This window comes from Nocardia sp. NBC_00416 (genome assembly GCF_036032445.1).
GTDB lineage: Bacteria > Actinomycetota > Actinomycetes > Mycobacteriales > Mycobacteriaceae > Nocardia.
In genome coordinates this window covers 3,786,036-3,809,107 of sequence record NZ_CP107932.1, presented here as the reverse complement: position 1 = coordinate 3,809,107, position 23,072 = coordinate 3,786,036, and the positions used below count along the sequence as shown (strand labels likewise).

Annotated in this window: 24 protein-coding genes; 11 read left to right on the top strand and 13 right to left on the bottom strand. The window is 67.0% G+C overall.

What is annotated here, in order from left to right:
- The first annotated feature begins 29 nt into the window (after positions 1-29).
- Positions 30-491, top strand: a complete 462-nt coding sequence (locus tag OG804_RS16120) for a hypothetical protein (RefSeq protein ID WP_328387390.1) — start codon at positions 30-32, stop codon at positions 489-491.
- Between the two features lie 109 nt (positions 492-600).
- Here the strand turns inward: OG804_RS16120 and OG804_RS16115 are convergent, their stop codons facing one another.
- The gene (locus OG804_RS16115) at positions 601-978 is read right to left on the bottom strand and encodes a DUF4267 domain-containing protein (RefSeq protein WP_328387388.1); all 378 of its coding nucleotides are present in this window, start codon (positions 976-978) and stop codon (positions 601-603) included.
- Between the two features lie 46 nt (positions 979-1,024).
- The gene (locus OG804_RS16110; protein ID WP_328387386.1) at positions 1,025-1,690 is read right to left on the bottom strand and encodes a hemerythrin domain-containing protein; all 666 of its coding nucleotides are present in this window, start codon (positions 1,688-1,690) and stop codon (positions 1,025-1,027) included.
- Positions 1,691-1,755: 65 nt separating this feature from the next.
- Here OG804_RS16110 and OG804_RS16105 point away from each other — a divergent pair, with 65 nt between their 5' ends.
- A complete protein-coding gene (locus tag OG804_RS16105) occupies positions 1,756-5,166 on the top strand; it encodes a BTAD domain-containing putative transcriptional regulator (protein ID WP_442941538.1) in 3,411 nt (1,136 codons plus the stop codon).
- A 131-nt stretch (positions 5,167-5,297) separates the two neighbouring features.
- Positions 5,298-6,215 carry an NADP-dependent oxidoreductase gene (locus OG804_RS16100; protein WP_328387384.1) on the top strand — a complete coding sequence of 306 codons (918 nt, stop codon included), beginning with the start codon at positions 5,298-5,300 and terminating at the stop codon, positions 6,213-6,215.
- Positions 6,216-6,264: 49 nt separating this feature from the next.
- On the opposite strand, the gene OG804_RS16095 is transcribed toward OG804_RS16100, so the two are convergent.
- Positions 6,265-6,858 (bottom strand): TetR/AcrR family transcriptional regulator, encoded by a 594-nt coding sequence (locus tag OG804_RS16095; RefSeq protein ID WP_328387382.1) that lies wholly within the window; start codon positions 6,856-6,858, stop codon positions 6,265-6,267.
- Between the two features lie 100 nt (positions 6,859-6,958).
- On the opposite strand from OG804_RS16095, the gene OG804_RS16090 reads away from it, so the two are divergent.
- Entirely contained in the window at positions 6,959-8,170 is a 1,212-nt protein-coding gene (locus tag OG804_RS16090; protein ID WP_328387380.1) for an FAD-dependent monooxygenase, read from the top strand.
- A gap of 239 nt (positions 8,171-8,409) precedes the next feature.
- On the opposite strand, the gene OG804_RS16085 is transcribed toward OG804_RS16090, so the two are convergent.
- Together OG804_RS16085 and OG804_RS16080 are read right to left on the bottom strand one after the other, a co-directional pair.
- On the bottom strand, positions 8,410-8,682 hold the full coding sequence (locus OG804_RS16085) for a hypothetical protein (RefSeq protein WP_328387378.1): 273 nt from the start codon (positions 8,680-8,682) through the stop codon (positions 8,410-8,412).
- Positions 8,683-9,080: 398 nt separating this feature from the next.
- Positions 9,081-9,776, bottom strand: a complete 696-nt coding sequence (locus tag OG804_RS16080) for an alpha/beta hydrolase (protein ID WP_328387375.1) — start codon at positions 9,774-9,776, stop codon at positions 9,081-9,083.
- Positions 9,777-9,851: 75 nt separating this feature from the next.
- Between OG804_RS16080 and OG804_RS16075 the strand changes: the two genes are divergently transcribed.
- Positions 9,852-10,499, top strand: coding sequence for a TetR/AcrR family transcriptional regulator (locus OG804_RS16075; protein WP_328387373.1), 648 nt, complete (start codon positions 9,852-9,854; stop codon positions 10,497-10,499).
- A gap of 507 nt (positions 10,500-11,006) precedes the next feature.
- Complete coding sequence (locus OG804_RS16070; RefSeq protein WP_328387371.1) at positions 11,007-11,198, top strand: hypothetical protein; 192 nt, start codon at positions 11,007-11,009, stop codon at positions 11,196-11,198.
- A gap of 133 nt (positions 11,199-11,331) precedes the next feature.
- On the opposite strand, the gene OG804_RS16065 is transcribed toward OG804_RS16070, so the two are convergent.
- The 5 genes from OG804_RS16065 to OG804_RS16045 form a co-directional block, all read right to left on the bottom strand.
- Positions 11,332-11,817 (bottom strand): hypothetical protein, encoded by a 486-nt coding sequence (locus tag OG804_RS16065; protein WP_328387369.1) that lies wholly within the window; start codon positions 11,815-11,817, stop codon positions 11,332-11,334.
- Positions 11,818-12,166: 349 nt separating this feature from the next.
- Entirely contained in the window at positions 12,167-13,693 is a 1,527-nt protein-coding gene (locus OG804_RS16060) for an ATP-binding protein (RefSeq protein ID WP_328387368.1), read from the bottom strand.
- A 363-nt stretch (positions 13,694-14,056) separates the two neighbouring features.
- Positions 14,057-14,359, bottom strand: a complete 303-nt coding sequence (locus tag OG804_RS16055) for a hypothetical protein (protein WP_328387366.1) — start codon at positions 14,357-14,359, stop codon at positions 14,057-14,059.
- Positions 14,356-14,535 carry a hypothetical protein gene (locus OG804_RS16050; protein ID WP_328387364.1) on the bottom strand — a complete coding sequence of 60 codons (180 nt, stop codon included), beginning with the start codon at positions 14,533-14,535 and terminating at the stop codon, positions 14,356-14,358. Before OG804_RS16050 ends, OG804_RS16055 begins: the two co-directional genes overlap by 4 nt.
- Positions 14,536-14,827: 292 nt before the next feature.
- The gene (locus OG804_RS16045) at positions 14,828-15,361 is read right to left on the bottom strand and encodes an NUDIX domain-containing protein (RefSeq protein WP_328387362.1); all 534 of its coding nucleotides are present in this window, start codon (positions 15,359-15,361) and stop codon (positions 14,828-14,830) included.
- A 172-nt stretch (positions 15,362-15,533) separates the two neighbouring features.
- Here OG804_RS16045 and OG804_RS16040 point away from each other — a divergent pair, with 172 nt between their 5' ends.
- Positions 15,534-16,004 (top strand): hypothetical protein, encoded by a 471-nt coding sequence (locus OG804_RS16040; protein WP_328387360.1) that lies wholly within the window; start codon positions 15,534-15,536, stop codon positions 16,002-16,004.
- A 72-nt stretch (positions 16,005-16,076) separates the two neighbouring features.
- Here the strand turns inward: OG804_RS16040 and OG804_RS16035 are convergent, their stop codons facing one another.
- Positions 16,077-16,484 (bottom strand): hypothetical protein, encoded by a 408-nt coding sequence (locus OG804_RS16035; RefSeq protein ID WP_328387358.1) that lies wholly within the window; start codon positions 16,482-16,484, stop codon positions 16,077-16,079.
- Between the two features lie 141 nt (positions 16,485-16,625).
- The gene (locus tag OG804_RS16030; RefSeq protein WP_328387357.1) at positions 16,626-18,002 is read right to left on the bottom strand and encodes a helix-turn-helix domain-containing protein; all 1,377 of its coding nucleotides are present in this window, start codon (positions 18,000-18,002) and stop codon (positions 16,626-16,628) included.
- A gap of 243 nt (positions 18,003-18,245) precedes the next feature.
- On the opposite strand from OG804_RS16030, the gene OG804_RS16025 reads away from it, so the two are divergent.
- Positions 18,246-18,998 (top strand): hypothetical protein, encoded by a 753-nt coding sequence (locus tag OG804_RS16025; RefSeq protein WP_328387355.1) that lies wholly within the window; start codon positions 18,246-18,248, stop codon positions 18,996-18,998.
- On the top strand, positions 18,995-20,203 hold the full coding sequence (locus OG804_RS16020; protein WP_328387353.1) for an acyl-CoA dehydrogenase family protein: 1,209 nt from the start codon (positions 18,995-18,997) through the stop codon (positions 20,201-20,203). Before OG804_RS16025 ends, OG804_RS16020 begins: the two co-directional genes overlap by 4 nt.
- A 23-nt stretch (positions 20,204-20,226) precedes the next feature.
- Here OG804_RS16020 and OG804_RS16015 read toward each other — a convergent pair whose 3' ends face one another.
- Positions 20,227-20,742: an NUDIX hydrolase gene (locus OG804_RS16015; RefSeq protein WP_328387352.1), complete on the bottom strand. Its 516-nt coding sequence runs from the start codon at positions 20,740-20,742 to the stop codon at positions 20,227-20,229.
- A gap of 230 nt (positions 20,743-20,972) precedes the next feature.
- Between OG804_RS16015 and OG804_RS16010 the strand changes: the two genes are divergently transcribed.
- Together OG804_RS16010 and OG804_RS16005 are read left to right on the top strand one after the other, a co-directional pair.
- Positions 20,973-22,268 (top strand): helix-turn-helix domain-containing protein, encoded by a 1,296-nt coding sequence (locus tag OG804_RS16010; RefSeq protein WP_328387350.1) that lies wholly within the window; start codon positions 20,973-20,975, stop codon positions 22,266-22,268.
- Complete coding sequence (locus OG804_RS16005; RefSeq protein WP_328387348.1) at positions 22,261-22,809, top strand: GNAT family N-acetyltransferase; 549 nt, start codon at positions 22,261-22,263, stop codon at positions 22,807-22,809. Before OG804_RS16010 ends, OG804_RS16005 begins: the two co-directional genes overlap by 8 nt.
- Positions 22,810-23,072 lie beyond the last annotated feature (263 nt).

Here is a 23,072-nt window from a genome sequence, read left to right as displayed (position 1 = left end):
CCCCCCTCGGACAGACCAGGAGGACTTCGGTGTCACCATCTCACCCCGCAGACCTGACCGCCCTGCATCGTCCCGGAGCGCTCGACGACGCACTGCCTGCGGCGTTCGAAGGGCTGTATCCGAAGGTCGTCGACGAGAACGAACCCGATCGGTTCTTCTGTGTGTTGTATTGTCCGTCGCCGGAATCGGTCGACGTACACGGGAGTATTTTGGTCAGCACCCGAGATGCGCCGGTCGGTGAACGTGAAGTTGCCGGGGACGCCGATCTGTATCCGGAGCCGTTCTTCCACTACGAGCCGGCTCCCGAGGATCGTCGCGGTAGTTACGGTGAGTATGCGTTCATCACCACGACGACGGATGATCTCGACAAGTGGGCATTGACCGCGGATACCCTGTACGTCGCGGTCCAGTACCGGCCGGGTGAGGTGGCTCCGGATGAACTGTGGCGGCTCGTCGCCGAGGTCCACGCGCGAGCCCGGAAAGCCGGATAACTCTTCGAAAGCCGGTCCAACCAGTTGTCCGGCGTTGAGACAGAGCATCTGGCCACGATGGCTTACCAGGACCGGTCGCGCTTTCGCGAAAGGTTGCACGACCGCGGGTTCAGGCGGTCAGCAGCAGCAGTGCGACCACAATCATCGCGGCCGCGGAAGAGGCGTGGACTCCGTAGGCGGCCGACTTGGGACCCTTGTTGCGGAGCACCATCGTCGCGTCTCCGATCGGAATGAGGGCGAGGGTGAGTACGAGCCCGCCGAGCAGCGCGGGCGGGCCGACGGCGAGCAGGACGAGTATGCACGCCCCGGTGGCCATGTCGCGGATGCCCTTGACGCACAGCCACGCTCGGAAGGCGGGGTCCTGGAGAGGGGGATTCGGTTTGCCGAAGCCCGCCGCACCCTGTGGTGCCCAGAAGAATGAGCTGCCCATGACGACGACCGCGATCCCGATGAGCGCGGCGAGAGAGTTGCCGATCATCGATTGCATGATGAATTCCTCTGGTTGATGAGTAGTTTCAGCTTTTCGGGAATGATTACGTCGCGCGGACGCGGCGGATGTGGCGGGCGTAGCGAGGGCGGCCGATGAGGTGCCAGATGGCTCGGACCGGGGCAGGAAGCCCGGATAGCAGGCGTGCGCGTTCGGACGGGTTCGCGTCCTCGAGGACTATGCCGAAAAGTGTGAGCAGTGCGAGCTTGGGAGTGTGCGCCACCAGGTGCTCGCCCTGCGAGGCCCATTCCGCCTCGGTGAGGTGGTCGGCGGCGAGTGGCAGCAGGGTGGCCTCCTCGTCGTCGAGGTGCTCCAGCAATACCGCCCGGTGATCGGTGAGCGAGGCCACGAGTGCGTCGCGTTCGTCGGCTCCGGCGGCGGCCCTCCAGGTCGGCATCTCGATGTCCAGCCTGGTCAGCGTGGCGGCTACGCGCTCGTGCTGGGCTTCCATCCGCAGGACGATGTCGGTCCCGAGGTCTACGCGGGCCAGCAGCGGTGGCCACAGCAGCTCGTCCTCGCCCTCGTGGTGGTTCTGCAGACCCAGCCGGTAGAGGCGGAAGTGGTCGGCGATGACCGCGGCGCGGGCGGTGTCGCCTGGTACGACCGCCGCCACCAGCTCGATCAGCAGCCGCGATTCACGGCGCAGTCCACGGTGAACTACTTCCATATCGTGGGTGTCGATGCCCATCTGCTCGTTCCCTTCGTGTTCCATCGGAGCGTTGCGCCTAGGCTGAGCCCCGGGTTTTGGAAGGCGCTTGGAGTCGACTTGGAACACCGGTGCCGGCCGCGCGTACGATCGGCCGGGTCATGGTCTTGATCCGGGTATTGGGTTCGTTCGCGGCCGAGGACCGCGATGGGCCGGTTCCACTCGGCGGACCGCGGCAGCGCGGGGTGCTGGCCCTGCTGGTGGCCGCACGTGGGCAGGTCGTGTCGGTCGATCGCCTGGTCGAGGATCTGTGGCGTGGCGAACCGCCGGGCCGCGCCCGCACCTCGTTGCAGGCGTACGTGTCCAATCTGCGGCGCCTGCTGGAACCCGGTCGCATGCCACGCACTCCGGCCCGGCTGCTGGTGAGCACCCCACCCGGCTACGCACTACGGTTACCGCCGGAAGCGGTGGACGCTTGGCGTTTCGAGGAGTTCGTCGAGGAGACTCGCACGCTCGCAGACCCCCGCGACGCCCGCGACCGGCTGGGTGCGGCGCTGGCGCTGTGGCAGGGGCCGGCGTTCGCCGAGTTCGCCGACGAGCCGTGGGCGGCGGCCGAGATCGCGCGGCTCGACGAGTTGCGGTTGGTCGCCCGTGAACTGCGTATTGCGGCGGGATTGCGGCTGGGCGATCCCGCCGCGGTGGTCCCCGAGGCGGAGGGCCTCACCCGCGACGAACCGCTGCGCGAGGAAGGCTGGCGGATGCTGGCCCTCGCGCTGTGGGGCAGCGGTCGTCGAGCCGACTCGCTGGCTGTGCTGCGCCGGGCGGGCGCGACGTTCGCCGACGAGCTGGGGCTCGATCCGGGCCCGGATCTGGTGGAACTGGAGGCGGCGATCCTCGCCCAGCGCACGGATATCCTGCGCGCCGCCGTGCCGCCGACTTCCGTGCGATACCCGCGGCCGGAAGTTCTGCCCATCGACAGCCCTCCGAAGTCCGCCGGTTCCGGAGCGCACGCCATCGCGGAACGGGCATGCGATGCCACAAAAACGCCAGGGAAACAATCGGACTCGACAGCGGCAGAGCTGAGATCGGTCGAGTCGTCGAACGGCGGGCCCCGCGCCGGTGCGTTCGTGGGCCGCGATCGCGAACTCGCGGCATTGATGGCCGCCGCGGAGGAGGCCGCCGCCGACGGGGTTCGTGTCGTGCTCGTCACAGGGGATGCTGGGCTCGGCAAATCGACAGTGCTGGAGCACTTCGGCGCGCGGCTCGGACAGCACGGGTGGCTCATGGCGGCCGGGCGCTGTCCCGAGCTGGACAGCGCTCCGCCCGCGTGGGCGTGGGTCGAGGCCCTGCGGGCGGTGGCGGCGAGTTACCGGTCCGGCGAGCCGCCCGGCGAGCTGGCCCCGCTGCTCTGCGATTCCGCATCGGGTACCGGAGATGCGACGGCCGGGCGTTTCCGGCTGCGCCGGGCACTGTGGAACTGGCTCACCGCAGCCGCCGAGGCACGTCCCATCGCGCTGATTCTCGACGATCTGCACTGCGCGGACGGCACAACCTTGGACCTGCTCGGCGGTGGCGTCGGTGTGCGGGCCCCGATCCTGATCGTCGCGGCGTATCGCGGGGACGAGAGTGAGCGGCTCACCGACACCCTCGGGTCACTCGCCCGAGCCGCGCCGCTGCGACTGGACCTACCCGGACTACCTGCCGAGGCTGTCGCCGAGCTCGTGCGTGCCGAATGCGCGGCCGACGACGCGACCGTGGCCGGGATCGCCGAGCGGACCGGCGGCAACCCCTTCTACGTGCGGGAGAGCGCGCGTCTGCTGCACGGGGAGGGCGCGCTGGTCGCGCTCTCCGAGGTCCCCGACGGTGTCCGAGATGTGCTGCGGCGCAGGCTCGCCCGGCTCCCCGAGAGCGGAGTCTCCGTCCTGCGGCTGGCCGCGGTGGCCGGCCGGGAGAGTTCGGTGGACGTGCTCGTCCGGGCCGCCGACACCGACGAGGACGGAGTACTCAACGCACTGGACGCGGGCGTCATCGCCGGATTGCTCGACGAACCGGGACCGGGGCGGGTCCGGTTCGTGCATACGCTGGTCCGCGACACCCTGGTGACCGATGTCAGTCGGATACGGACCACGAGGATGCACGCTCGGATCGCCGCGGCACTGGAAGGTTCGGGCGATATCGCGGCGCTCGCCCATCACTACGCGCGCGCGGGGTCGCCGAAGGCCGTCGGCTACTGTGTGCGCGCCGCCGAGCTGGCCGAGGCACGCTATGCCCACGATGTGGCGGCCTCGCTCCTCACCGATGCCGCCACCTTCTCCGGCGACCCGGATGAACACGTCGACCTCCTCGGCAGGCTGCTGCGCGCGCAGGTCCGGGCCGGATCCTTCGCCGCGGCCAGGGACACACGCAAGCAGGCCGTGGAGTACGCCGACTCGATCGGGCGCGAGGACCTGATGATCGCCGCGTTCACCGCCTGGACCGAACCCACCCCCTGGCAAGCCCGCCCATACGGCACGGTCGACCACCCTATAGTCGAACGTCTCGCCCGCCTGCTCGAACGGCCCGGCCTCGCCTCCGGCACACGCTCCCACCTTCTCATCGCCTACGCCCACGAACTGGTGGGCGAGGACGATCCGACGGTCGTCGCGGCGGGAAAGGAAGCTCTCGAACTCGCGGCCGATCCCCGCCTCCGCGCCGCAGCGCTGCTGATCCTCGCACGCGCGTCCGGACGGGAGGAATACTCCCGTGAGCTGGTGGAGATCGGTGTCGAACACGACCTACCCGTCTACCGCGTGACCGGGCTGCTGGACCAGGCCGCGAACGCCGCGGCGGCCAACGACCCGGCAACCATGCGCCGCGTCACCGAAGAAGCGCTCGACCTCGCTCGCACCTACCGGATGCCGGAGGCGATCGGCGCCGCCGAGATCGCACTGGCGACGCTGGTGCTCATCGAGGGCCGGTTCGCCGATGCCGAACGCCGCTACGCCGAGGCCACCGGACGCATGGAACGCGCCGGATCGGTGCACGCCGCGGGCTTCCTCCGTCTCGCACGGGCGGCGATCTGGATCGGCGACGGCACGCTCGGCGACCACCTCGACGACGTGCGCGCCTTCCACAAGGCACTCGGCCCCATGGTCGCCGACCTGCTCACCCTCGCCCTTCACGCCGCCGGCCGCGGCGACGAGGCCCGCCGCTCCGACGCAGCACCGGCCCCGATCCGGTCCGACTTCTTCTTCACCTTCCTGACCAGCCTGCGCGCCCTGGCGACGATCGCCGCGAACGACCGCGACGCGGCCGAGCAGATATATGCGGACCTGCTTCCGCATCGAGACGGACCCCCGGCAGGCGCTGAAACCGTGTCACTGGCCCTGCGCCCGGTCGCCCACACACTCGGCGAACTCGCCCTCTTCCTCGGTCGGCACGACGAGGCCGCCGCCCACTTCACCCGGGCCGCCGCCATCGCCGACCGGTGGCACGCTCCACGCTGGTCCGCCGACGCCCGGGCATACGCCGATCAAGCTCTCGGCAGCCCTGGTTCGCCCTGACAGCAAGACTGACCCCGCGTTCGGCAAGTGACACACGTACCGGCTACAGCGTTCCAAGTCGGCTCCAAGTACCTTCCAAAACCCCGGGGCCATTGTCGAGCTCATCGGAACCGACCCTAGAGGAGCGAAACATGAGTACACCTACTTTCCGGGCCGCCGTCGTCCGCACTCCGAGCGGACCCGACTCGATCGAGATCATCGACATCCCGCTCACCGAGCCCGGCCCCGGTGAGGTCAGGGTCGCGGTCGCGGCTACGCCGGTCAACCCCACCGACCTCGGTGTCGTGGGCGGGTTCTTCCACGAGCTGGGCATGATCAACCAGCCTTCGCACACCGGCCTGGGCTGGGACTTCGCCGGCACCGTGCACGCCGTCGGTCCGGGCGTGAACCTGTCCGTAGGCACCCGGGTCGCCGGTGTCGTCCTCGGTTTCGACCGCGACTTCGGCACCTACGCCGAACAGCTCGTCGTGCCCGCCGCCGATCTCGCCGTCGTACCCGACGGGCTCGACCTGGTCACGGCATCTACAGTGCCGCTCAGCGGCCTGAGTGCGGCGCAGATCGTCGATCTGATCGGCGAGGCGCCGACCGACGGAAATCGGCTGTTGGTGACCGGCGCGGCCGGCGCGATCGGGGCCAACGTCGCCGCCCTCGCACCCGACCGCGGTTGGCGGGTGACCGGCCTGGCCCGAGAAGCGGACGAACAGTTCGTGCGGAGCCTCGGCGCCGACTTCGTCACGAGTGCCGGGATCGGCTGGGACGCGGTCGTCGACACCACGCCCCGGCAGGTGTGTGGCCTGACCCCGGTCCGCGACGGCGGAACCTTCGCCGGCGTCCGGCCGAATATCGTACCCGCGGCCGAGCGAGGGATCACAGTGCACACACTGATGGCGCAGTCGGACGGTCCCCGCCTAGGGCAGCTGCTGGCCCACGCGGCTTCCGGCCGGCTGCCGACTCGCGTGCATGCCGTCATGCCGTTGGCCCGGACTGCGGACGCCCACCGGGCCATGGCCGAGGGCGGGACGCGCGGTCGCTACGTGCTCGAGCCCTGACCGAAGCGGCCGCAGCGGATGGGGTGGGTCGATACTGCGGTTCCCGAAGTCACTCGGCCTTGGGTTCCGTCCGGTTCGGTGCGAGGGCAGCGACGGCTCGGGCCAGATCGTCGCCGTCGATCAGGTCGGCGGCGGGGGCCATGAACCATAGCAGCGTCATGCCTTGCAGCAGTGTGAAATACAGCTTGGCGACAGCATGCGCGTCCGCCGCTGTCAGCGGGGGGTCCGCTGCTCGGAGGATCTGAGCGAGTTCGTTCACCCCGCCGTCCACGGCTTCGGCAATGAACTGTTGCGAGTCCTCGGAGCGCGCGACCCGGACCGCGTTCTCGAGGCTCAACAGCAGATCTTCCTTGTGGGCCCGGATGGCATCGAGCATGCCGTTCCAGGTGGGCGCCACCGACTCCGGCAGCGACCGGCCCTCGGCGGCCTCTCGCAGCCTATTGTCGAAGACATCGCCCAGGCCTTGGCCCGTGGCCTCCGCGAGCGCCTCGGTGATGAGACGGTCTTTCGAGCCGAAGTGGTAGCCGATAGCGGCCAGGCTGACTCCGGCGGCCTTGGCGATATCGCGGGCGGTGACCTTGGCCAGGCCGCGTTCCAGCAGTGCTTTGCGGGCACCGGCAAGTAGGGCTTCTCGGTTTCCCATGATTTCACCGTACCAGCGTCTCAGACGTTTGTCCTAGACATGTGCGAACAAATGTGTTAGACATTTGTGTAAGACACACGTTCTGCATGTAGGAGTTTCGATGAACAAGACCCCCGCGCCCCTCCGCATCCTCGTCGCCGGTGGCGGCATCGCGGGCAATGCCGTTGCCCTGCAACTGCTGCGCGCCGGTATTCGCACAACCGTCGTGGAGCGTTCGACCGCCCCACGCCCCGGCGGCCAGGCAGTGGACCTGCGCGGACCCAGCAAGGAAGTGATCGAGCGGATGGGTCTCATGACGGGCGTCGGCAAATATCAGCTCCACGAAGAGGGCATGAGCGTGGTGGATCGCACCGGGCGCGACGTCTACCAGATGCCCGCGGAGATGTTCGACGGCAATGGCCCGGTCGCCGAGATCGAGATCACCCGCGGAGACCTCAATCGAGTGCTCCTCGACGAACTCGACACGGTCACAGGCGAACTCGACTACCGCTACGGCGAGTGGATCGACGCGCTCACACAAGACGACACCGGCGTCGAGGTGCGGTTCGCCTCCGGCGACACCGAACGGTTCGACCTGGTCATCGGCGCGGACGGCGTACACTCTGCCACCCGGCGGCTGGCCTTCGGCCCCGAGGAGAAGTACTCCACCTACCTCGGTGGATACATGTCCTTCTTCACCATCCCCACGCCGGAGGGTGTCCGGCCGAACTGGATGACCATGCACGCGGTCCCCCACGCCGCGGTCGGTATCCGCCCCGACGGCGACCCGGCGACATCCAAGGCCATCATCACCCTGCGTACCGACCACGACCCGAGCCTGCGCGGCGATGTCGACGCGCAGCAGCGGCTCATCCGCACCATGCTCGCCGATGCGGGCTGGCTGGCCCCCACTGTCCTTGCCGCCATGGCCGACACCACGGACTTCTATTTCGACGAACTGGCCCGCATCGACCTGCCCACTCTCACTGCAGGGCGCGTCACTCTGCTCGGAGATTCCGCCTTCTGCGGTTCCCCCATGACCGGAATGGGCACCGCCATGGCCCTCGTCGGCGCCTATCTTCTCGCCGGTGAAATCGCTTCCACCCCGGACGATCTCCCTACCGCCTTGAAACGGTACGAAGAAAAGGCCACCCCGTTCCTGGCCAAGGCCAAGGAAATGCCCGGCGGTGGCATCAAGCAAATGGTGCCCACCAGTGAACTCGGCCTGAAGATGATGCTTACCATCGGCAAGCTCATGACCACCCGCCTGATGCGCCCGATCATGAACCGCATGCTCGCGAAGACCGACGATTACACCCTACCCACCTACTGACTGTGACCATCTCATGGATTCCGAGCGCAACCGTGATAGCGCGAACCAGGTCCTTGTGCGGGTCCTTCGCCGAGATAAGTTGACGACTGCGGGCACTACGCTTTCCGCATGCCCGATCTCGGCGGAACACACCGGCCGCTGCGAGATCCCGACGCACGCGACGGCGAGTGACAGATTATCGGCACGAACACCCGAAATTGCGGCGCATCGAGTGGTGCCGAATAGCTCGTGGCCTGCCGTCAGTTCGGGATGCAAGCGAGCCGGAACGGTGCGGCACCGACGGGATTCAGGAATATCTCGACACCGGTCGGCACGACCTCAGTGAGTTCTGCTCCGTGCACGGAACGCCATCGGTCGACGTCGATTCCGGTCTTCTGCAGCTCGGCGGTAGCAACGACCACACAACCGATTCCGTCCGGGCTGGAACCGAACCTGCGCCTGCATTCCTGCTGCTTCTGCTCGGGGTCGCGATCCTCGCGCAGGTCGGAGACGTCATCATCGGGGTCACTCATCGGCTGACCGGCATGGTCGCGGGCGCTGCGTTCGCCGCGGTCTGCCACGGAGCAGCGGTTCTAGCGTTGCTGTAGACCTTCCGGTCCGACGAGCACGGCGAAAGTAGTCTGAGCATTTCGGTGGGCCAGGAAGGTTGCCCGACGTTGCCGCTGGGGCCGAACTCGTGATCACCGGACCGCCACGGCCGTGGAAGGCATAGAGCCCGAACATGACAGACAGGGAGTGGTTGATCGTGCGCGGCGAGCAGCCGGCCCCATCGGCGGTATACGGGCGAGTAGCAGGCCGTCGACGCCCTGCCCGTTGTAGGCCGGGTCGGCCCTCGAAAGCTATTCCCCTTCGGCACTGACGACGGTCTCCTGGCCTTCGGATCGCCGGCTCGGCTCGTCCGCAGCTGCCGTCATAGGCTCAGCACCAGGTCCCGGACGTCGGTGGGTTGGGACAGGAACGGGTGGTGGCCGGCGTCGAGTTCGACGGCGCTGCCGGCCCGGCGGGCGAACTCGCGCTGCAGCCGCGGTGGGGTGCCCCGGTCCTTGGTGCAGATGAGATACGTAGAGGGCAACTGCTGCCATGCGGCCGCCCCGACCGGTTGGCCGGTCACCTGCACGCTCTGTCGGGCGAGGTGGGCGGCTGCCTGCGCCTGGACTTCGGGGTCGCAGTCCTGCAGGAAGGTATCCACGAGCAGCTCGGGGCGGACCCCGAATGTGCCGGCGTCGGGGTCGACGTCGAGAAACGGGGCAGGGCTGCCGTCCCCGAACTCGGACAGGCTCTGCCCGACCTCGGGCAGGTAGCTGGAGATCAGGAGCAGGTGCCGTACCGACCCGATTCCCGCGGCGGCTTCCGCGGTGACGATGCCGCCGTAGCTGTGGGCGACCACGATGATCGGCTCGTCGCTGTCCTGCAGCACCTGCCGCACCGCGGCAACATCCTCGGGCAGCCCCGGCCCGCCGCCGCCGGCGGGCCGGCCTGCCTCGCCGCAGCTCGGCAGTGCCGGGGCCGTGCTCGGCACCCCTCGCTCCTGGAGCAGCTCGGCGGTGCGGTGCCACCACCACAACCCGTCCCGCACGCACGCCCCGTGCACGAACACGACCCTCATCGCCACCTCCACGTCTGCCCTGATTGCCTCCTGCCGACGATAGACGTAATAGCCGTTACGTGAAAAAGTAGGGCGGTGGGTAGACGACCGCAACCGCACGTCAAGGAGAGGCTGCTCGATGCCTGCGCTGATCACGCCCTCGCGCACGGCCTCCCCGACCGGCTCGAGCCGCTGGCCACCGCCACCGGGACCTCGGCCCGCATGCTGATCTATCACTTCGGCACCCGCGACGCGCTGCTGCGGGCCGTCCTCGGGCACGCGCGGCAACGTCAGCTCGACATATTCGGCGACCTCCTGCGGGTGCGACCCGACGAGCCGTACACGGCCACCCTGAACCGCGCCTGGACCTCCATCACCGGCCCGGACGGGCAGCCGTACCTGCGGATGTTCGGTCAGCTGCGCGAGAGCGCGGAGCAGCAGTTGTGGCCCAACTTCCGGCGCACCGCGACGACCGACTGGCTCGGGCCGCTCGAGGACGGCCTGCGCAGCATCGGTCGGCCGGATCTCGCGACGCTCGTTCTCGCCGTTATCCGTGGTCTCCTCATGGACCTCGACGCCACCGGCGACACCGCCCGCACCGACCGAGCCTTCCGCGACTTCCTCGACGCAGTCGAGCACCTGTCCGGGGACTACCGCTCAGCCGCAATTCTCCTCGTCCCAGATGGTGTCCCGCCGGGTGGTGTAGCGGCCCCACCGAGGCCGGGGATGCCGAGCGGCTCATGACGGCCCTTCGGGTCGGCCGCCGGCATTCCGAGGCCGACGAGCTGACCGGCCGGGTCTGGTGGGTAGCCATCCCTTTGCTGTCCCGCAGGGAATATCTGGGTCCGCGCCCGGTCGCCACGCCGTTCCCATGACTCGGCCGGCGTCGAGTTGCCGTGCCCGCCGGGGTTCGGGTGGCGGGCCGATGTTGTGGGGTCGGATTTCAGGCGGCGGTCGCCGTGGCGATCGTCGCGGCGAGTTCACGAGCACGGTCGTGGGCGGCGGCCATGGATGCCTTGTGCATCGGGAGAAGCTTCGCCAGGGCCGGTGTGTGGGGGCCATGGTCAGCTCGGGCACCACGGTGGCGACATCGAGTCCCAGCAGTTCTTCTCGTCCGAGCACCGCCTCGGTGGTGGGCACAACGTAGTCGAAGCCGTGATTCGGCGCGCCGGGACCGTAGCTGCCACCTCGGGCGGAGATCAGCACGGCCGGGCGTCCAGCAGCCGGGGACGGCTTGATAAGGTTCTGCTGGTGCAGAAGGAAGCCGGACGCGAGCCCTGGTTCCGGTTGACCGTCGAGATGACTCCGCTGGATCTGGCGTGGATGCTGGAGAACTCCGGGTATTCCACTCCGCTCGGGCCCGGGCACGCGTTGTCCATTTCGACGATCGCGGTCCTGATCCGAACTCTTCGCCGAAGCTTCTCTACGCCCGCGATCACATGACTTCCCCGTCGGGGAATCTTGTTTTCTGTAAGGTTCTGGTCGACGAGCGTGACGCGCAAACTCGTATCGTCCATCTCAAGTTCCTGAACATCTGAACCAGACCCGCCCCGTGGCGGTCGGCGATCCTGGGGAATCAGTCGAGCTCCGGATCTGCCAGCAGCACGACCCGGTCGGCGGCCGGGTCGAAACCCATCATCGGGTAACCGTAGTCGCCCTCCGCGCTCATGGACACCGGCTTGCCCAACCACCGGCCGACCGTGCACAGGAAACCACACAGGGTGTCCACCCCCGCCTGCCCCTGCAACTGGCGAAGGTCGACATCGAAATCGATCTCCGTGGTCGACAAGGGCCAGAAGATCACCAACACATCCGGGACAGGCCAGACACGCAGCCTGACCATCTCCGAATCGGCAGGGCGCGACAGAACCTCCACGGCAGACGGCAGCCGCTGCTCGACGTCACCCTCCGAGTACTCCCATGCCCACCCCTTCGACCGGACCAGATCGAACACCGCCTGCCAGTCCTCGACCGAGGTGCCCGACACGCATACATCCGGCAGCGCACCCATCAGGTCGGGATCGAAGAAGTTCTCGACCTCACTCCACAACAGATCCGGCACCCTGCCATGCTGCCAGGCCGGCTCGGCCGAGCGCAGCCCGATTTCGTGGCCACCTGGCAGTCATGCTCGACAAGACGCTCCGGTTCGACGATGCCATCATCTGGTATCAGCGGGCGGCGGAAGCCGGCCACACCGACGCTATGCACAACATGGCGATTCGGCTCCGCCTCCGGGGTCACTGAGGCATGGTGGCGCAGAGCGGGGCACAAGCGTGCGCAGCGCGCCAACGTCAAACCACGTGGCCCGGTCTCCAGGACGCAGACCAGGTGAGAATTTGCGCGAGTCCGCCTAGATCGAGCATGGTGGAGTCGCGACGGTCAGCTCTCGCCGAATATGTTGCCGCATTGGGTCAACTGGCGGGTTTGCCGGTGCCGGTGAGCTCGTAGACTGTTCGCTGGCCCCGTCCACCGGTCTGAACTACGACTCCCGCGTCCCGCATTGCGCGTAACGCTTTCCGGATCGTGGACGTGGACAGCTCGAGCAAAGGTTGGAGCTGTGACGTATCGTGTGGGCCGTTCGCGAGGATTTCGGCGATTCGTCGTTGGGTCGGGGTCAACTCGGCAGTGGTCGAGTTCATTGCCTCAAGCCTTCGATCTTCCACAGGCTGCGCAACTGCTGGTCGCTGTTTCGCTTCGCCCGGAACCTTTCGGTGGTCCGCTGTGGTTCGCAGAACGGCGGTGAACCTGATGCCCATATCACTGTATTGGGCTGGTGGTAGCCTGTTGGCTTCGAGAGCATGAGCGATGGTTGGTATTCCCGTCGCCAGTGCTTCGATGACCCGGCTGCCGGACTCTGGTGAGCGCAGGTATTGGCAGATGTTGACCAGCCACATGTTTCGCGCCGAAGTCACTGTGTCTTTGCCGAGGCGGTCGACGGTCACCCCATAGAGGCCGCCCGGGTTGGTGACGATCAGTCGATCGCGGCGCAGCCGTACTTCCACGGCCATCCCCTGTGACCACTGATCCAGATCACGGTGCAGCATTGCGTTGGCGATCAGCTCGCGGAATGCGACCAGCGGGTAGGACGGTATGTCGACTACGGTGCCGTCGGGTCTGCTCACGATGGCGGTGTCGAAGGTCTGTCCGGCCCATTCCAGAGCCGCGTCCAGCATGCGGGGGATCGGGCCGGTCAGCGTGACTTGGTTGCGTGCCCGGGTACCCGGTGGGTCGGTGGGCCCCGGCTCTGCGGCGGCGCGGATGACGTATTGGGGAAACCACTGCTGGGGATATGTTCCGAGCGCCAGCAGCCCGGCCAGGGTGGGGACGCCGTCGGGCGTGAGCACACCTGCGCGTCTGAGCAGTTCGTCACCGCTGAACCGGCCGAGTCCATGTCGATCCCGCAACCGCACCGTGCGTGCGAAATCTTCGACCAGCGCGTCGTCCAGGTCGTTCCGGGACGCCTCGGTTACGGGCGTCCGATCGAAATGCGGGGCTTGCCGGGCTGCGAGGAAAGCTTGCTCCTCGAGCGTGGACATCCGGAAATCCCCGTCGTACCCGCGCAGGTACGCCGCGCCGGTCGCACCGACCCGGCAGGGTTTGGCCGACGGTGCGCATTCGTGTACTACCGCGGCGACGACGGGCTTGCCGTCGGCGGTGGCGTCTTCGATGGTCACCTGAACAGGTGGCGTAAACGACCGGGCTTTCTGCGCGAGGCCCTGTTTCAGCTTCTGAGGGTCCGGCAATCCAGTCGGCCGGAAACCATCCCGCTCGTCCAAGCCGAGGATGATCAACCCGCCGCCCGGAAGGTTCGCCAAGGCCGACAACGTGCTGGTCAACGAGTCCGGAAGTCCGCCGGCCGCGGACTTCACCTCGATGTTCGTACAGTCGCCGCCCTGTGAACACAGCGAGGGGATCAGCGCAGGCAGGTCGATGGCCACAGGCAAATGGTACTCAAATGGGAATGAAATGGGAAATGGGAATCGAAATGGTACCTAAATGGGAACCAACCGGATGAGCGCGGTAGCCCGATTGTGATGGCGTCCGAGCCAGGACTGGAGTGGTCCTTGTTCCGGGTTTCCTTCGAAAGCCGGAATAGTACGTACCCAAATCCCGCTTTCCGGAGTTCCCAGGGTCCGGCAGGGTGGTCGCGGAGCATCGTGGCGTCGGGGGTGTGCCGGCAACCTGGGTGCTGCTGCCGGTGGCCCGTTCACGACGCGACGATCAGGGCCACCAGATCGTCGCCGCGATCACCAGCAGAGGCAGTCCGATCGCGATCGCGAAACCGGCGATTACCAGTGCGCTCATGGTGTCACCTGCTGGGGTGTACAGCGGGCGAAGCTGAGACGGGGTAACACGGTCTCGACGTCGGCGATGTCCATGACCTCGTTGAGTTCGAGGGGGCTCAGGTGGCCGGGTGCAGGCAGGATCAGCAGGTCGGCCTCAGCGTTGCGTACCTGATCGACCACCCGAAGTACCGATCGTTCGCAGGGCCACACGAGTCGGTAGCCGAGTTGGTCGGCGAGGCGGCGTATCCGGTCGCGGTCGGATTCGGGTGCCGGGCTGATGTTGTAGTCGATCCAGCCGAACGCGATCGAATGGCTCATCGCGCGATATCGGCGTCGGCCGCGGTTTCCGGGACATCGAGTGTGGCCCGGAGTCCTGTCGCCACTCGTTCCAGCACGGCTGTCTCGACGGCGTATTGATCGCGCCACATCCGGGTGGCCGCTTCGATTGCCTGGTTTCGCGCGGGTCGCTTGGGCAAAGGTGGTCGTTCGCGCACGGTTCCTCCTCATCAGGTTTGATGGCAGGCACCCGGCGCCGGGGAGTGTGAGGCGGTCGGCAACTCGTAATGTGCTGTCCAACAGAATGGTTCGACCCGGCGCCGGGGCCGAATCAAGCCTTATCGACCGAGGCGGTCCGTCCCAGGTACAGCAGTGATAGGAAACTGGTACCTTTCCGCTAGGTGCGGGGCAGGGGGTCGATCGGAACGAGGCTGGCGAGAAGCCCTGCGGGGGTAGAGAAATCGATCGATTGAGTGCTCAACCCGTGGGTGAGGGAGCGGTGTACCGGGCTCAGGTGAGTGTGAGAGCCCGATACACACCGACCACGGTCGCCGCGCCGGCGATCTCTCCGCGATCGATCATCTCGACCGCCTCATCGAGTGGTACCCAGCGGATTGCCTCGGCCTCGTTGATGTCCGGGCGGGTGTCTGTGAGCTCGGCACCGCGGGCCAGGTAGATCTCCTGGGGATGATCCAAGGTTCCGATCGCAGGCTGATAGGTCACGAGGTGTTCCATCGTGCGCGGACGCCAGCCGGTCTCCTCTTCGACCTCGCGGGCCGCCGCGGCGGCGACATCTTCGGCGTGGTCGACGTACCCTCCCGGCAGCTCCCACACCCACTGGTCGATGATCCACCGGTGCCGGTACATCAGCAGCACCTCGCGGTTGTCGTTGAGCACCAGCGTCATCGCACACCGCGGTATTCGGGCAACGTACTGGGTGAACTCCACCCCGTCCGGGAGACGAATGTCCGCTGTCGACAGCCGGATGTGCCGGTTTTCGTCGACCAGCTGCTCACCGAGGATCGTCCACCGGGTATCGCTCACCTCCTCGACGGTAGCGGAACCGGTCCGGAGGCGGACGTGTACGGACACCGTCAGAATAACTGCAGGTGGAGTGCGGCCGGCTCCACGGTTGGCGGAGGGCGAAGTAGCAGCTGTCGCGGTCGCCGGATAACGCGACGGGATACGCCGGCTGCCCAACATATAGGAGGTAACGATGCGGGTCGCCGTGACCGGGCACATGAACATCACCGAGAAGACCGCGGTGCTGGTGCGGGCGGAGATCGCTCGGCACCTTGCCGAGGTCCCGGATCTGGTAGGAGTGAGCTGTATCGCCCGGGGCGCAGATTCGGTGTTCGCGCAAGCGGTGCTCGACGCCGGTGGCCGGCTCGAGGTGGTGTTGCCCTCCCGAAATTACCGCGAAGCCAAAGTGAAGCCTGATCACGCACCGGTGTTCGACGGGCTGGTGGCGCGTGCATCCGAGGTTCGGGTGATGGAGTTCGCGGAGGCCGGCCGGGAGGCATATGAGGCGGCGAACGAGGCGCTCCTCGGGTCAGCTGACCGGCTGGTCGTGGTATGGGACGGGGAGGGCGGAGAGGCCGGCGGTACGGGGAGCGTGGTGAAGCTGGCGCGAGAGCGTGGGGTGGCTGTGGATGTGGTCTGGCCCGAAGGCGCCGCCCGAGCTTGACCGGGGCTCGGTTACCTCTCGACGCTCATCGAAGAGCCACCGGGTTCCTTCTGACGCCCGTGCTCGCGGGTTCTATTCGGACATCTGAAGAAGCGCAGGGTAGCCATCAGCAGTGATTCGAACACTGCTGGAGTATCCACCGGGCTGAAGGAGATCAGGGATGATGTAGGTCGCCCGAGCGACCTCGCCGTTCTCGAGGAAGACGAGGATGTTGCCCTGTTGCATGAACGTCTCGTCCATGTCGATCTTCCCTCCTACCTCGCGCTCGACGTAGTCGCGGGAGACCGGCTGGTGCGACACATAAACCGAGTCCCAGTCGCCGCCGGCCAGCTCATGCAGGCTGACCGACCCGCCGTTCTGGCGCAGTTCGGCCGAAAGTGCCTGGTCTTCCTCCAAAACAACCCCTCCATCACCTGAACATGCAGTCAGCGCAACAGCGGCGCACACCAGCAACGCGAGCAGGACCTTATTAGCCGTCATAGGTGCCGTAACTTTCGCCGTCGTCTCCCGGGTTGTATCCGCCCCGGGCGAGCAGGTCGTCATGGAAGAGGTTCTCGGGTGTTTGTCACCTATTTCGAACCCCGGTAGTGATGGGTAGCGGCGTGTGGATCGGCCGGGCTACTACGTATGCGTGCCGGTGCGCCTGGCGAAGGCCAGTAGGCCCGGCAGCGTCGCAGTCTGCGGGTGTTGCAGCAGGTCTGCGGTGATCTTCTGGATGGGTTTGCGGTAGCGGACTTCGTCGGGAGCGGCTTGTTCGGCAGCCCGCAGTGCCCGGTAGCACTGTTCGGGTTTGCCCCACTGGTGGAATGCGCGGGCTACGTCGGACCAGTAGCGGGCGCGGCTTTCGGCCAGCGGAATTGCTGCGGCGTCGATCCGACGTGCCGCGTCGATAGCTGCGCCGGAGTCGCCGAGGACTCTGGCGATACTGACCTGGTACAGCCCGACAGTGCCGGAGCCGAATCCGGCGACGGAACCTGGACGCTCGTGGTCGAGCCGGGCAGCGGCGTGTGATGCCTCGGTGATCAGAGTTCGGGCGGACTCGCGATCGCCGTCGACGGCGGCGGTGTATGCCGCAGTGGACAGTAGCGCCCCATACGCCGCAAGGTATTCCGCACCTCGGTGAAGTTCTGGCTGTAACGAGGTCGCGGTGTCGAGGATCAGCCGTGTTGCGGTGTCGGTGTGTCCGGTGCGGCGCAGCACGATCGCCCATGACCGGTGAGCCGAGACTCGGGTCAGCGGGTCGTAGCTGCCGTCGGCGGCTTGCATCGCGCGGTCGGCGGTGGTCCAGGCGAGTTGATCGTGGCTGAGTTTGACACTCAGTCTGGAAGCCAGGACGTAGGCACGGGCGACGAGCGCCCCGGCTTCGGCGACATCATCTGTGCTGGTGCCCGCGGTGCGGGTTGCCGTCGCGTTTGACAGCAGCCGGGGTAGTCCGGCGGCGAGTTCGGTGTAGTGCCCGCGGCCGAACAACGACTGTGCCGTGGCGATCTGGTGGCCGAGCTGCCGTAGATCGACGGGGATGCCCGGAGCGGGCGGGGCCAGCAGCGCACGTTCCAGCGCGCATAGCGGGTCGGATATCTGTGCCGCTGTCGACGGTGGCGGGGTGACGCCGAGAGCGGTGACGGTGCCGGCCAGGCCGGCCAGCAGCGTGCGACGACGCATGGGTTCGGTCTCCTCGTCCGGCGCTGGGGTGACGCCGACGATAGCGGCGGGTCCGGCGAAGCGCACTGTGCGCGGCGGTGGGTCGGCCAATCCGAGCAGTTCCGGTGGAATGTGCAAGGCGAAAGCGAGGGCACGCAGCACGCGCACATCGCTGAGTGGCTGTTTGCCGCGCTCCAGCCGGGACAGCGTCGAGATCGAATAGTTGCTGCGTCGAGCGAGGTCGGCGAGAGTGAGGTTGTTGGCGCGGCGGACAGCTCGAACCACGGCACCGTAGTCACCGGAGGCCAGGGCACCACGCACGGCGTGCGTGTCCCAGATCGCGCAGTCCTGGTCCATCGTCGAGTTCCTTGCTCAGACCGGATATCGAGCATATCCGGCAAATCATCGACTGCGGCAGCGGTTTTGCAGTTCACGCAACAGGTTTTCGAATGCCGCAAAGCCTCTGGTCCGTGACGTCACGGCGGGCGTCCCCTGGTATGTACCGCGGCAGCTCACCCGTCCCCGCCGTGGTGGAGCAACACCATGAGAATCCTCAGCACGAGATCACCGCAGCCTCACATCCAGAGCAGCATGCGGGAAATGACCGTTACCGAACTCGACCGTGCCGGCTTGCTGCACGCCGACGAAGACGTGCAGATCAGCAGGTTCGCCGTGTTCATCCCGGCCGATGAGCTGGGTACGGCTCGCCCGATCGTGGTGCGCCGGGGCGCGGTGATCTCCGCGTTCGCGGTGGTGCACGGCGGCGCGATAATCGCCGAACGTGCGCGTGTCGAGGAGCACGCGGTGGTCGGCAAGCCCGAGCGCGGGTATGCGGTCGGCCGGACCTACCCGGGCGCAGGCGCCGCGGCCTTACTCGGGGCTGATGTCGTGATCCGATCCGGCGCGGTTGTCTACGCCGATGTCGAGGTCGGCACCGGCACAGTGGTCGGGCACCAGACCCTGTTGCGCACCGGGGTCCATGTCGGTGCGGACACCTTGCTCGGCCATCACCTGTGCGTCGAACGCGAGACCTGGATCGGGCGAGGAGTGCGGTGCTCGCCGGGATCGCACATCACCAGCTCGACGTACCTGGCGGATCGGGTGTTTCTCGGTGCCGGGGTCCGCACGATCAACGACAAAACACTGATCTGGCGCGAGCCGCACCGCGAACCGACATTGATCGCACCGCGATTCGAGGCCGGAGCCAAGGTCGGCACCGGATCGGTGATCCTGGCAGGTGTCACCATCGGCGCACACGCGCTCATCGGCGCCGGTTCACTGGTCACCCGCGATATCCCATCCGACGCCCTGGCCTACGGCCGGCCCGCCCGCGTCCAGGGGGAGGCCCCATGAACCCGAACATCTCGGTGGAGGCCATCGGCATATGGCTGGAGCCGCTGCGTCCCCTGCTCGATCCCGGGAACCACCTCGACTGGCCCCGGCTGACCGCTCTCGCGGAGACTTTGGACGAGCTCATCGCGATACATCCGATCGCGACCGGACCATACGGACATGAACGGAGCGACCAGCTACGTGCGATCCGAATCGAACTCGCGCGCAGCGGCCTCCTCGACACCACACAGCAACCTGCACTGTTCGCGGTGCTGGCCCAGTTCGTGTGCGGCTACTGCGATATAGACCTGCGCGACTCCACCGGACTCGGCCACGGTGCGCTCATCGCGCACCACGCGAGCCCGGCAGCGCGTCGGCATTGGGTTCCGCGTTTGCTGGACGGCGAGTTGGCAGGTATCGCGGTCACCGAACCACACGGCGGATCGAACCCGGCGGCCACCACAACCGCCGCGGTCACCGCAAAGGACGGCAGCTGGCGTGTGACGGGCCGCAAGGCCTGGATCAGCCGGCTGACCGAGGCCACAGTGTTCGTCGTGTTCTTCCGAGCTCCGGATGGTCACCTGGCTGCCGCTGCGGTCGACGCCACGGAACCGGGCCTGCACCGGCAGCCGATCACGCCCGCAGGGCTCGCCGGCTGGGCCTGGGGAATTCTCGATCTCGACCAGGTCCCGATCCGCCCCGACGATGTGCTGCGCGGAGACGGGATGGCTTTGTTGCGTAATCACTTCGCCCGCTATCGGCCGCTGATCACCGCCACCGCCCTCGGCGGCGCTGCTGCGATGTTCGACGCGGTCACAGCCGCCCTCACCGACCGGCAGACCACGGGCGGTGTCGCGCGACTACGGGACACAGCACTTGTGACGGTCGGCCGGGCGCACGCCCAATTGGTCACCGGCCTGCTCGGCGCCGTGGCAGCCGCTCAGCTGGCCGAATCCGGGCACCCGCACGCCGAGCGGTGGTCCGCGGTGATGAAAGCCCACGGCATCGACCTCGCTGATCGGGCAACCACTGATCTGATGCCGCTGGTCGGAGCGGCAGGCTTCCGAGCCGACGGCCAACTGGTCAAGATTCGTCGTGATCTGGGCGCGCTGCTCTACGCCGACGGCGTCCACGACAGTCTCTACCGGGCGGCGGGCAAGCAACACACTGCGCTGACAGCGTCGAGTCCGCATCCAGTCTCAGGATTGTTGCCGGTCTCGGCGTGACCGCGAACCAGGGGCGGCGTCGGTCAACCGATGCGCCGCCCCTGCTCGCACAGCACCGTGACCCCTTCACGTACCGCGACGAACGCCGCTGCCAAACGATCTGCCAACAGCGTCTTCACCTTCGTGGCTGCTTCGTCGCGCGCGTAGAAACCCGCAGAGCGGATCTCGCCCGGATGCAGGACCATTCCCGCTACGTCACTGTCGGAGAGCACACCACCGTCGAAAAGGAACACGACGCCTTCGGGCCGGCCGTCCTGCGGCCGCACGTAGTCCACCAGCAGCAACCGGCCCACGGGCCGGTCCCAGCCGATCTCCTCGCATAGCTCGCGGCGAACTGTCTCCCACGGTGCCTCATCCTCTTCCACCGCGCCGCCCGGGATCTCCCAGTTGGGTTTGTAGGTGGGTTCCACCAGAAGCACCCGGTCCCGCTCATCGCGGAACAACACTCCCGCAGCCATCCGTTTGCGCGCCAGCCCGGCCACGTACTGCTCCACCGGCAACACCCCGGTAGCCGACTCCGAACTCGATGGTGTGCTCACCCGCGCCACCCTAGCCTCGGGCCGGTCTCTCCGCGGCGTACGGCGTGCCGACGTGGGGTGAGAAGACAATCTCCGGCGCTGGCGCTTTCCGCTGTCGGTGGCTTCGTAATGTACTGCCCAGAACGGCGATCCGATTGAGAGCCCGCTGAGATAGAGGATTGCTATCTCGAGGACAGCGGTGCGGGGAGCCGATACGCTTCCGACAGGTATGCATGGACAGGGGGCGTCGCATGATCGTGGAGGTTTGGACAAGGGTCGAGGTGCGGGCGCTGCGTGACGCCGCGCTGCGGATGACCCAGGAGCAGTTCGCTGAACAGATCGGGTGGTCTGTCGCGACCGTGCGAAAATGGGAGCGTGCCACCGAATCGCGGCCGGTGCGCGGGCAACGTGCCGCCGACCTCGATAGTTGGCTCGCCAAGCTGAGCCCGGAGCAGATGCGTCGATTCGCTCTCGCAGTATCCGCCCCGCGGGCCGCAGCACAGCGACTCTCGCAGTCTGGAGGCGTAGAGGATGAGGCAGACGTGAACCGCCGCGAATTCAGCAAGGCCGCCGCGCTCACCGTCGTGACGTTGCCGCAATGGAATCCCTCCCGCATCGGTATGGCGGATGTAGACCGGCTCAACGCATTCACTGCCGAGCTGGAGGCCGCCCAGCAGAGGGTCGGAGGCGCAGGACTCCTGCCCACTGCTGTCGATGCATTGGCGCGCAGTCAGGCGCTGGTTCACAACTGTGTCTTCGACGACGCGACTGGCCGAGCATGGATGTCCGCAGTAGGCGAGCTTGCTGTTCAAACCGGCTGGCTCGCCTACGATGCGGAGCGCACCGAGCTGGCGTGGCGCTGCTATTCCGATGCGCTGTCATTGGCATTCACGGCGGACGACGACGATCTGACCGTGCATGCATGCCTGAACGCTGCCCTACAGACCACCACCCTGGCGCGTGTCGGCCGAGCGTCCCCGTCGTATGCACTGGCGCTCATCCGCCGCGCCGGAAGTCTGGTGCGGCGGCGGCCGGCGGGACGGATACACGCACTGATCGCCGCACGTGAGGCCGCCGCACACGGAACGGCTGGTGACTGGAGCAGTGTCCAGCGTTCCATGTCGGGGGCCTGGCGTGAGATGGACAATGCGATCGGGCATGAGCCGGTGGACGAGTGTGCTCCATGGCTGCGGTTCGTCAGCCATTCCGAGATCCGGTTTCATGAGGCGCGGGCCTGCACCGATAGCGGCCGTCACGAGCGTGCGCTCGGCTTGTTCGAGGTCGTCGCGGGTGAACCTGCGAGCGTGGGCAACGTTGTGCACAGGGTAGCTTGGAAGTCAGCGGCGCTGGCCCGCACCGGTGACGCGCGGTCAGCGATCGATGCGGCGGCACCGGTGTTCGATGCGCTTGAGGGCTGGCTGTCGTCTCCGCGTGCGCTCAAAGCGCTGGCACCAGTGCGGCATTCGGCCGAGACCTTTTCCGATGGTGAGGAGTTCCGGCATCGGTTCGACGCGCTCACGATGGTGAAAGGTGCAGTAGTTGACTGAATTCCACCGATTCGACCACCTGAGCGCCCGCGAGATCCGCGACACCGTGCAGGCTGTGTACGCGCGTGCCTATGTGGAAGCTATCGCGAGCGGCGACCCGTTCGAGTCGCTGGAGGCGGCTATGCGCCGATTCGACGCCTACACGAACGGTGCAGGATTCGATCTAGTTGTTTTGTACTCCGATGGTGAGGCGATTGGGCAGGCGTGGGGGTGGCCCCTCGACAAGGCGTCCCGCTGGTGGAACGGTCTGTACCTCGACGATGAGGATCCCGGATTCACTACAGAGGATGGAACACGGACGTTTGCGCTGTCGGAGATCATGATGGTGCGAGAACACACTGGCCGCGGTTATGCGCGGGCACTGCACGACGAACTACTTGGGGGGCGGCAGGAACGGCGGGCGTCGCTGCTGGTAAATCCGACCAATGACCACGCGTACGCCCGGTATTTGGAGTGGGGTTGGTCCCGGGCAGGGATGCTTAGACCCAGCTGGGCGGGCGCGCCGACTTTCGATGTACTGACTCGCACCCTGACGTCGTGACTAGATCAGGTGCTCAAGGACGGGCAACACGGAGATCTGAGCCGGAGACCGATCTTCGGCTGACCGTAGCGGTTCCGGCGCACCACATCGAAGTAATGCGCGAGACGGCAGTGCCGGCGATTCGGTGCACCCGGAATTTGCATCCGAGCTGCGTGGTCCGCCCCGACCGACGATCTGGGGCGAAGTCGGGGTCGGTCTATGCCTCGCTACGAGGGCTTAGCAAGTTCGCAACCGCACAGTCAGCGGATTTAGGTTTCCTAGCG

Excerpts from the sequence above, each read along its gene's own strand:
- OG804_RS16115 (WP_328387388.1), bottom strand. The coding sequence starts at position 978 with ATGCAATCGATGATCGGCAACTCTCTCGCCGCGCTCATCGGGATCGCG.
- OG804_RS16110 (WP_328387386.1), bottom strand. The coding sequence starts at position 1,690 with ATGGAACACGAAGGGAACGAGCAGATGGGCATCGACACCCACGATATG.
- OG804_RS16100 (WP_328387384.1), top strand. The coding sequence starts at position 5,298 with ATGAGTACACCTACTTTCCGGGCCGCCGTCGTCCGCACTCCGAGCGGA.
- OG804_RS16095 (WP_328387382.1), bottom strand. The coding sequence starts at position 6,858 with ATGGGAAACCGAGAAGCCCTACTTGCCGGTGCCCGCAAAGCACTGCTG.
- OG804_RS16090 (WP_328387380.1), top strand. The coding sequence starts at position 6,959 with ATGAACAAGACCCCCGCGCCCCTCCGCATCCTCGTCGCCGGTGGCGGC.
- OG804_RS16085 (WP_328387378.1), bottom strand. The coding sequence starts at position 8,682 with ATGAGTGACCCCGATGATGACGTCTCCGACCTGCGCGAGGATCGCGAC.
- OG804_RS16080 (WP_328387375.1), bottom strand. The coding sequence starts at position 9,776 with ATGAGGGTCGTGTTCGTGCACGGGGCGTGCGTGCGGGACGGGTTGTGG.
- OG804_RS16055 (WP_328387366.1), bottom strand. The coding sequence starts at position 14,359 with ATGAGCCATTCGATCGCGTTCGGCTGGATCGACTACAACATCAGCCCG.
- OG804_RS16040 (WP_328387360.1), top strand. The coding sequence starts at position 15,534 with ATGCGGGTCGCCGTGACCGGGCACATGAACATCACCGAGAAGACCGCG.
- OG804_RS16035 (WP_328387358.1), bottom strand. The coding sequence starts at position 16,484 with ATGACGGCTAATAAGGTCCTGCTCGCGTTGCTGGTGTGCGCCGCTGTT.
- OG804_RS16030 (WP_328387357.1), bottom strand. The coding sequence starts at position 18,002 with ATGGACCAGGACTGCGCGATCTGGGACACGCACGCCGTGCGTGGTGCC.
- OG804_RS16025 (WP_328387355.1), top strand. The coding sequence starts at position 18,246 with ATGACCGTTACCGAACTCGACCGTGCCGGCTTGCTGCACGCCGACGAA.
- OG804_RS16020 (WP_328387353.1), top strand. The coding sequence starts at position 18,995 with ATGAACCCGAACATCTCGGTGGAGGCCATCGGCATATGGCTGGAGCCG.
- OG804_RS16010 (WP_328387350.1), top strand. The coding sequence starts at position 20,973 with ATGATCGTGGAGGTTTGGACAAGGGTCGAGGTGCGGGCGCTGCGTGAC.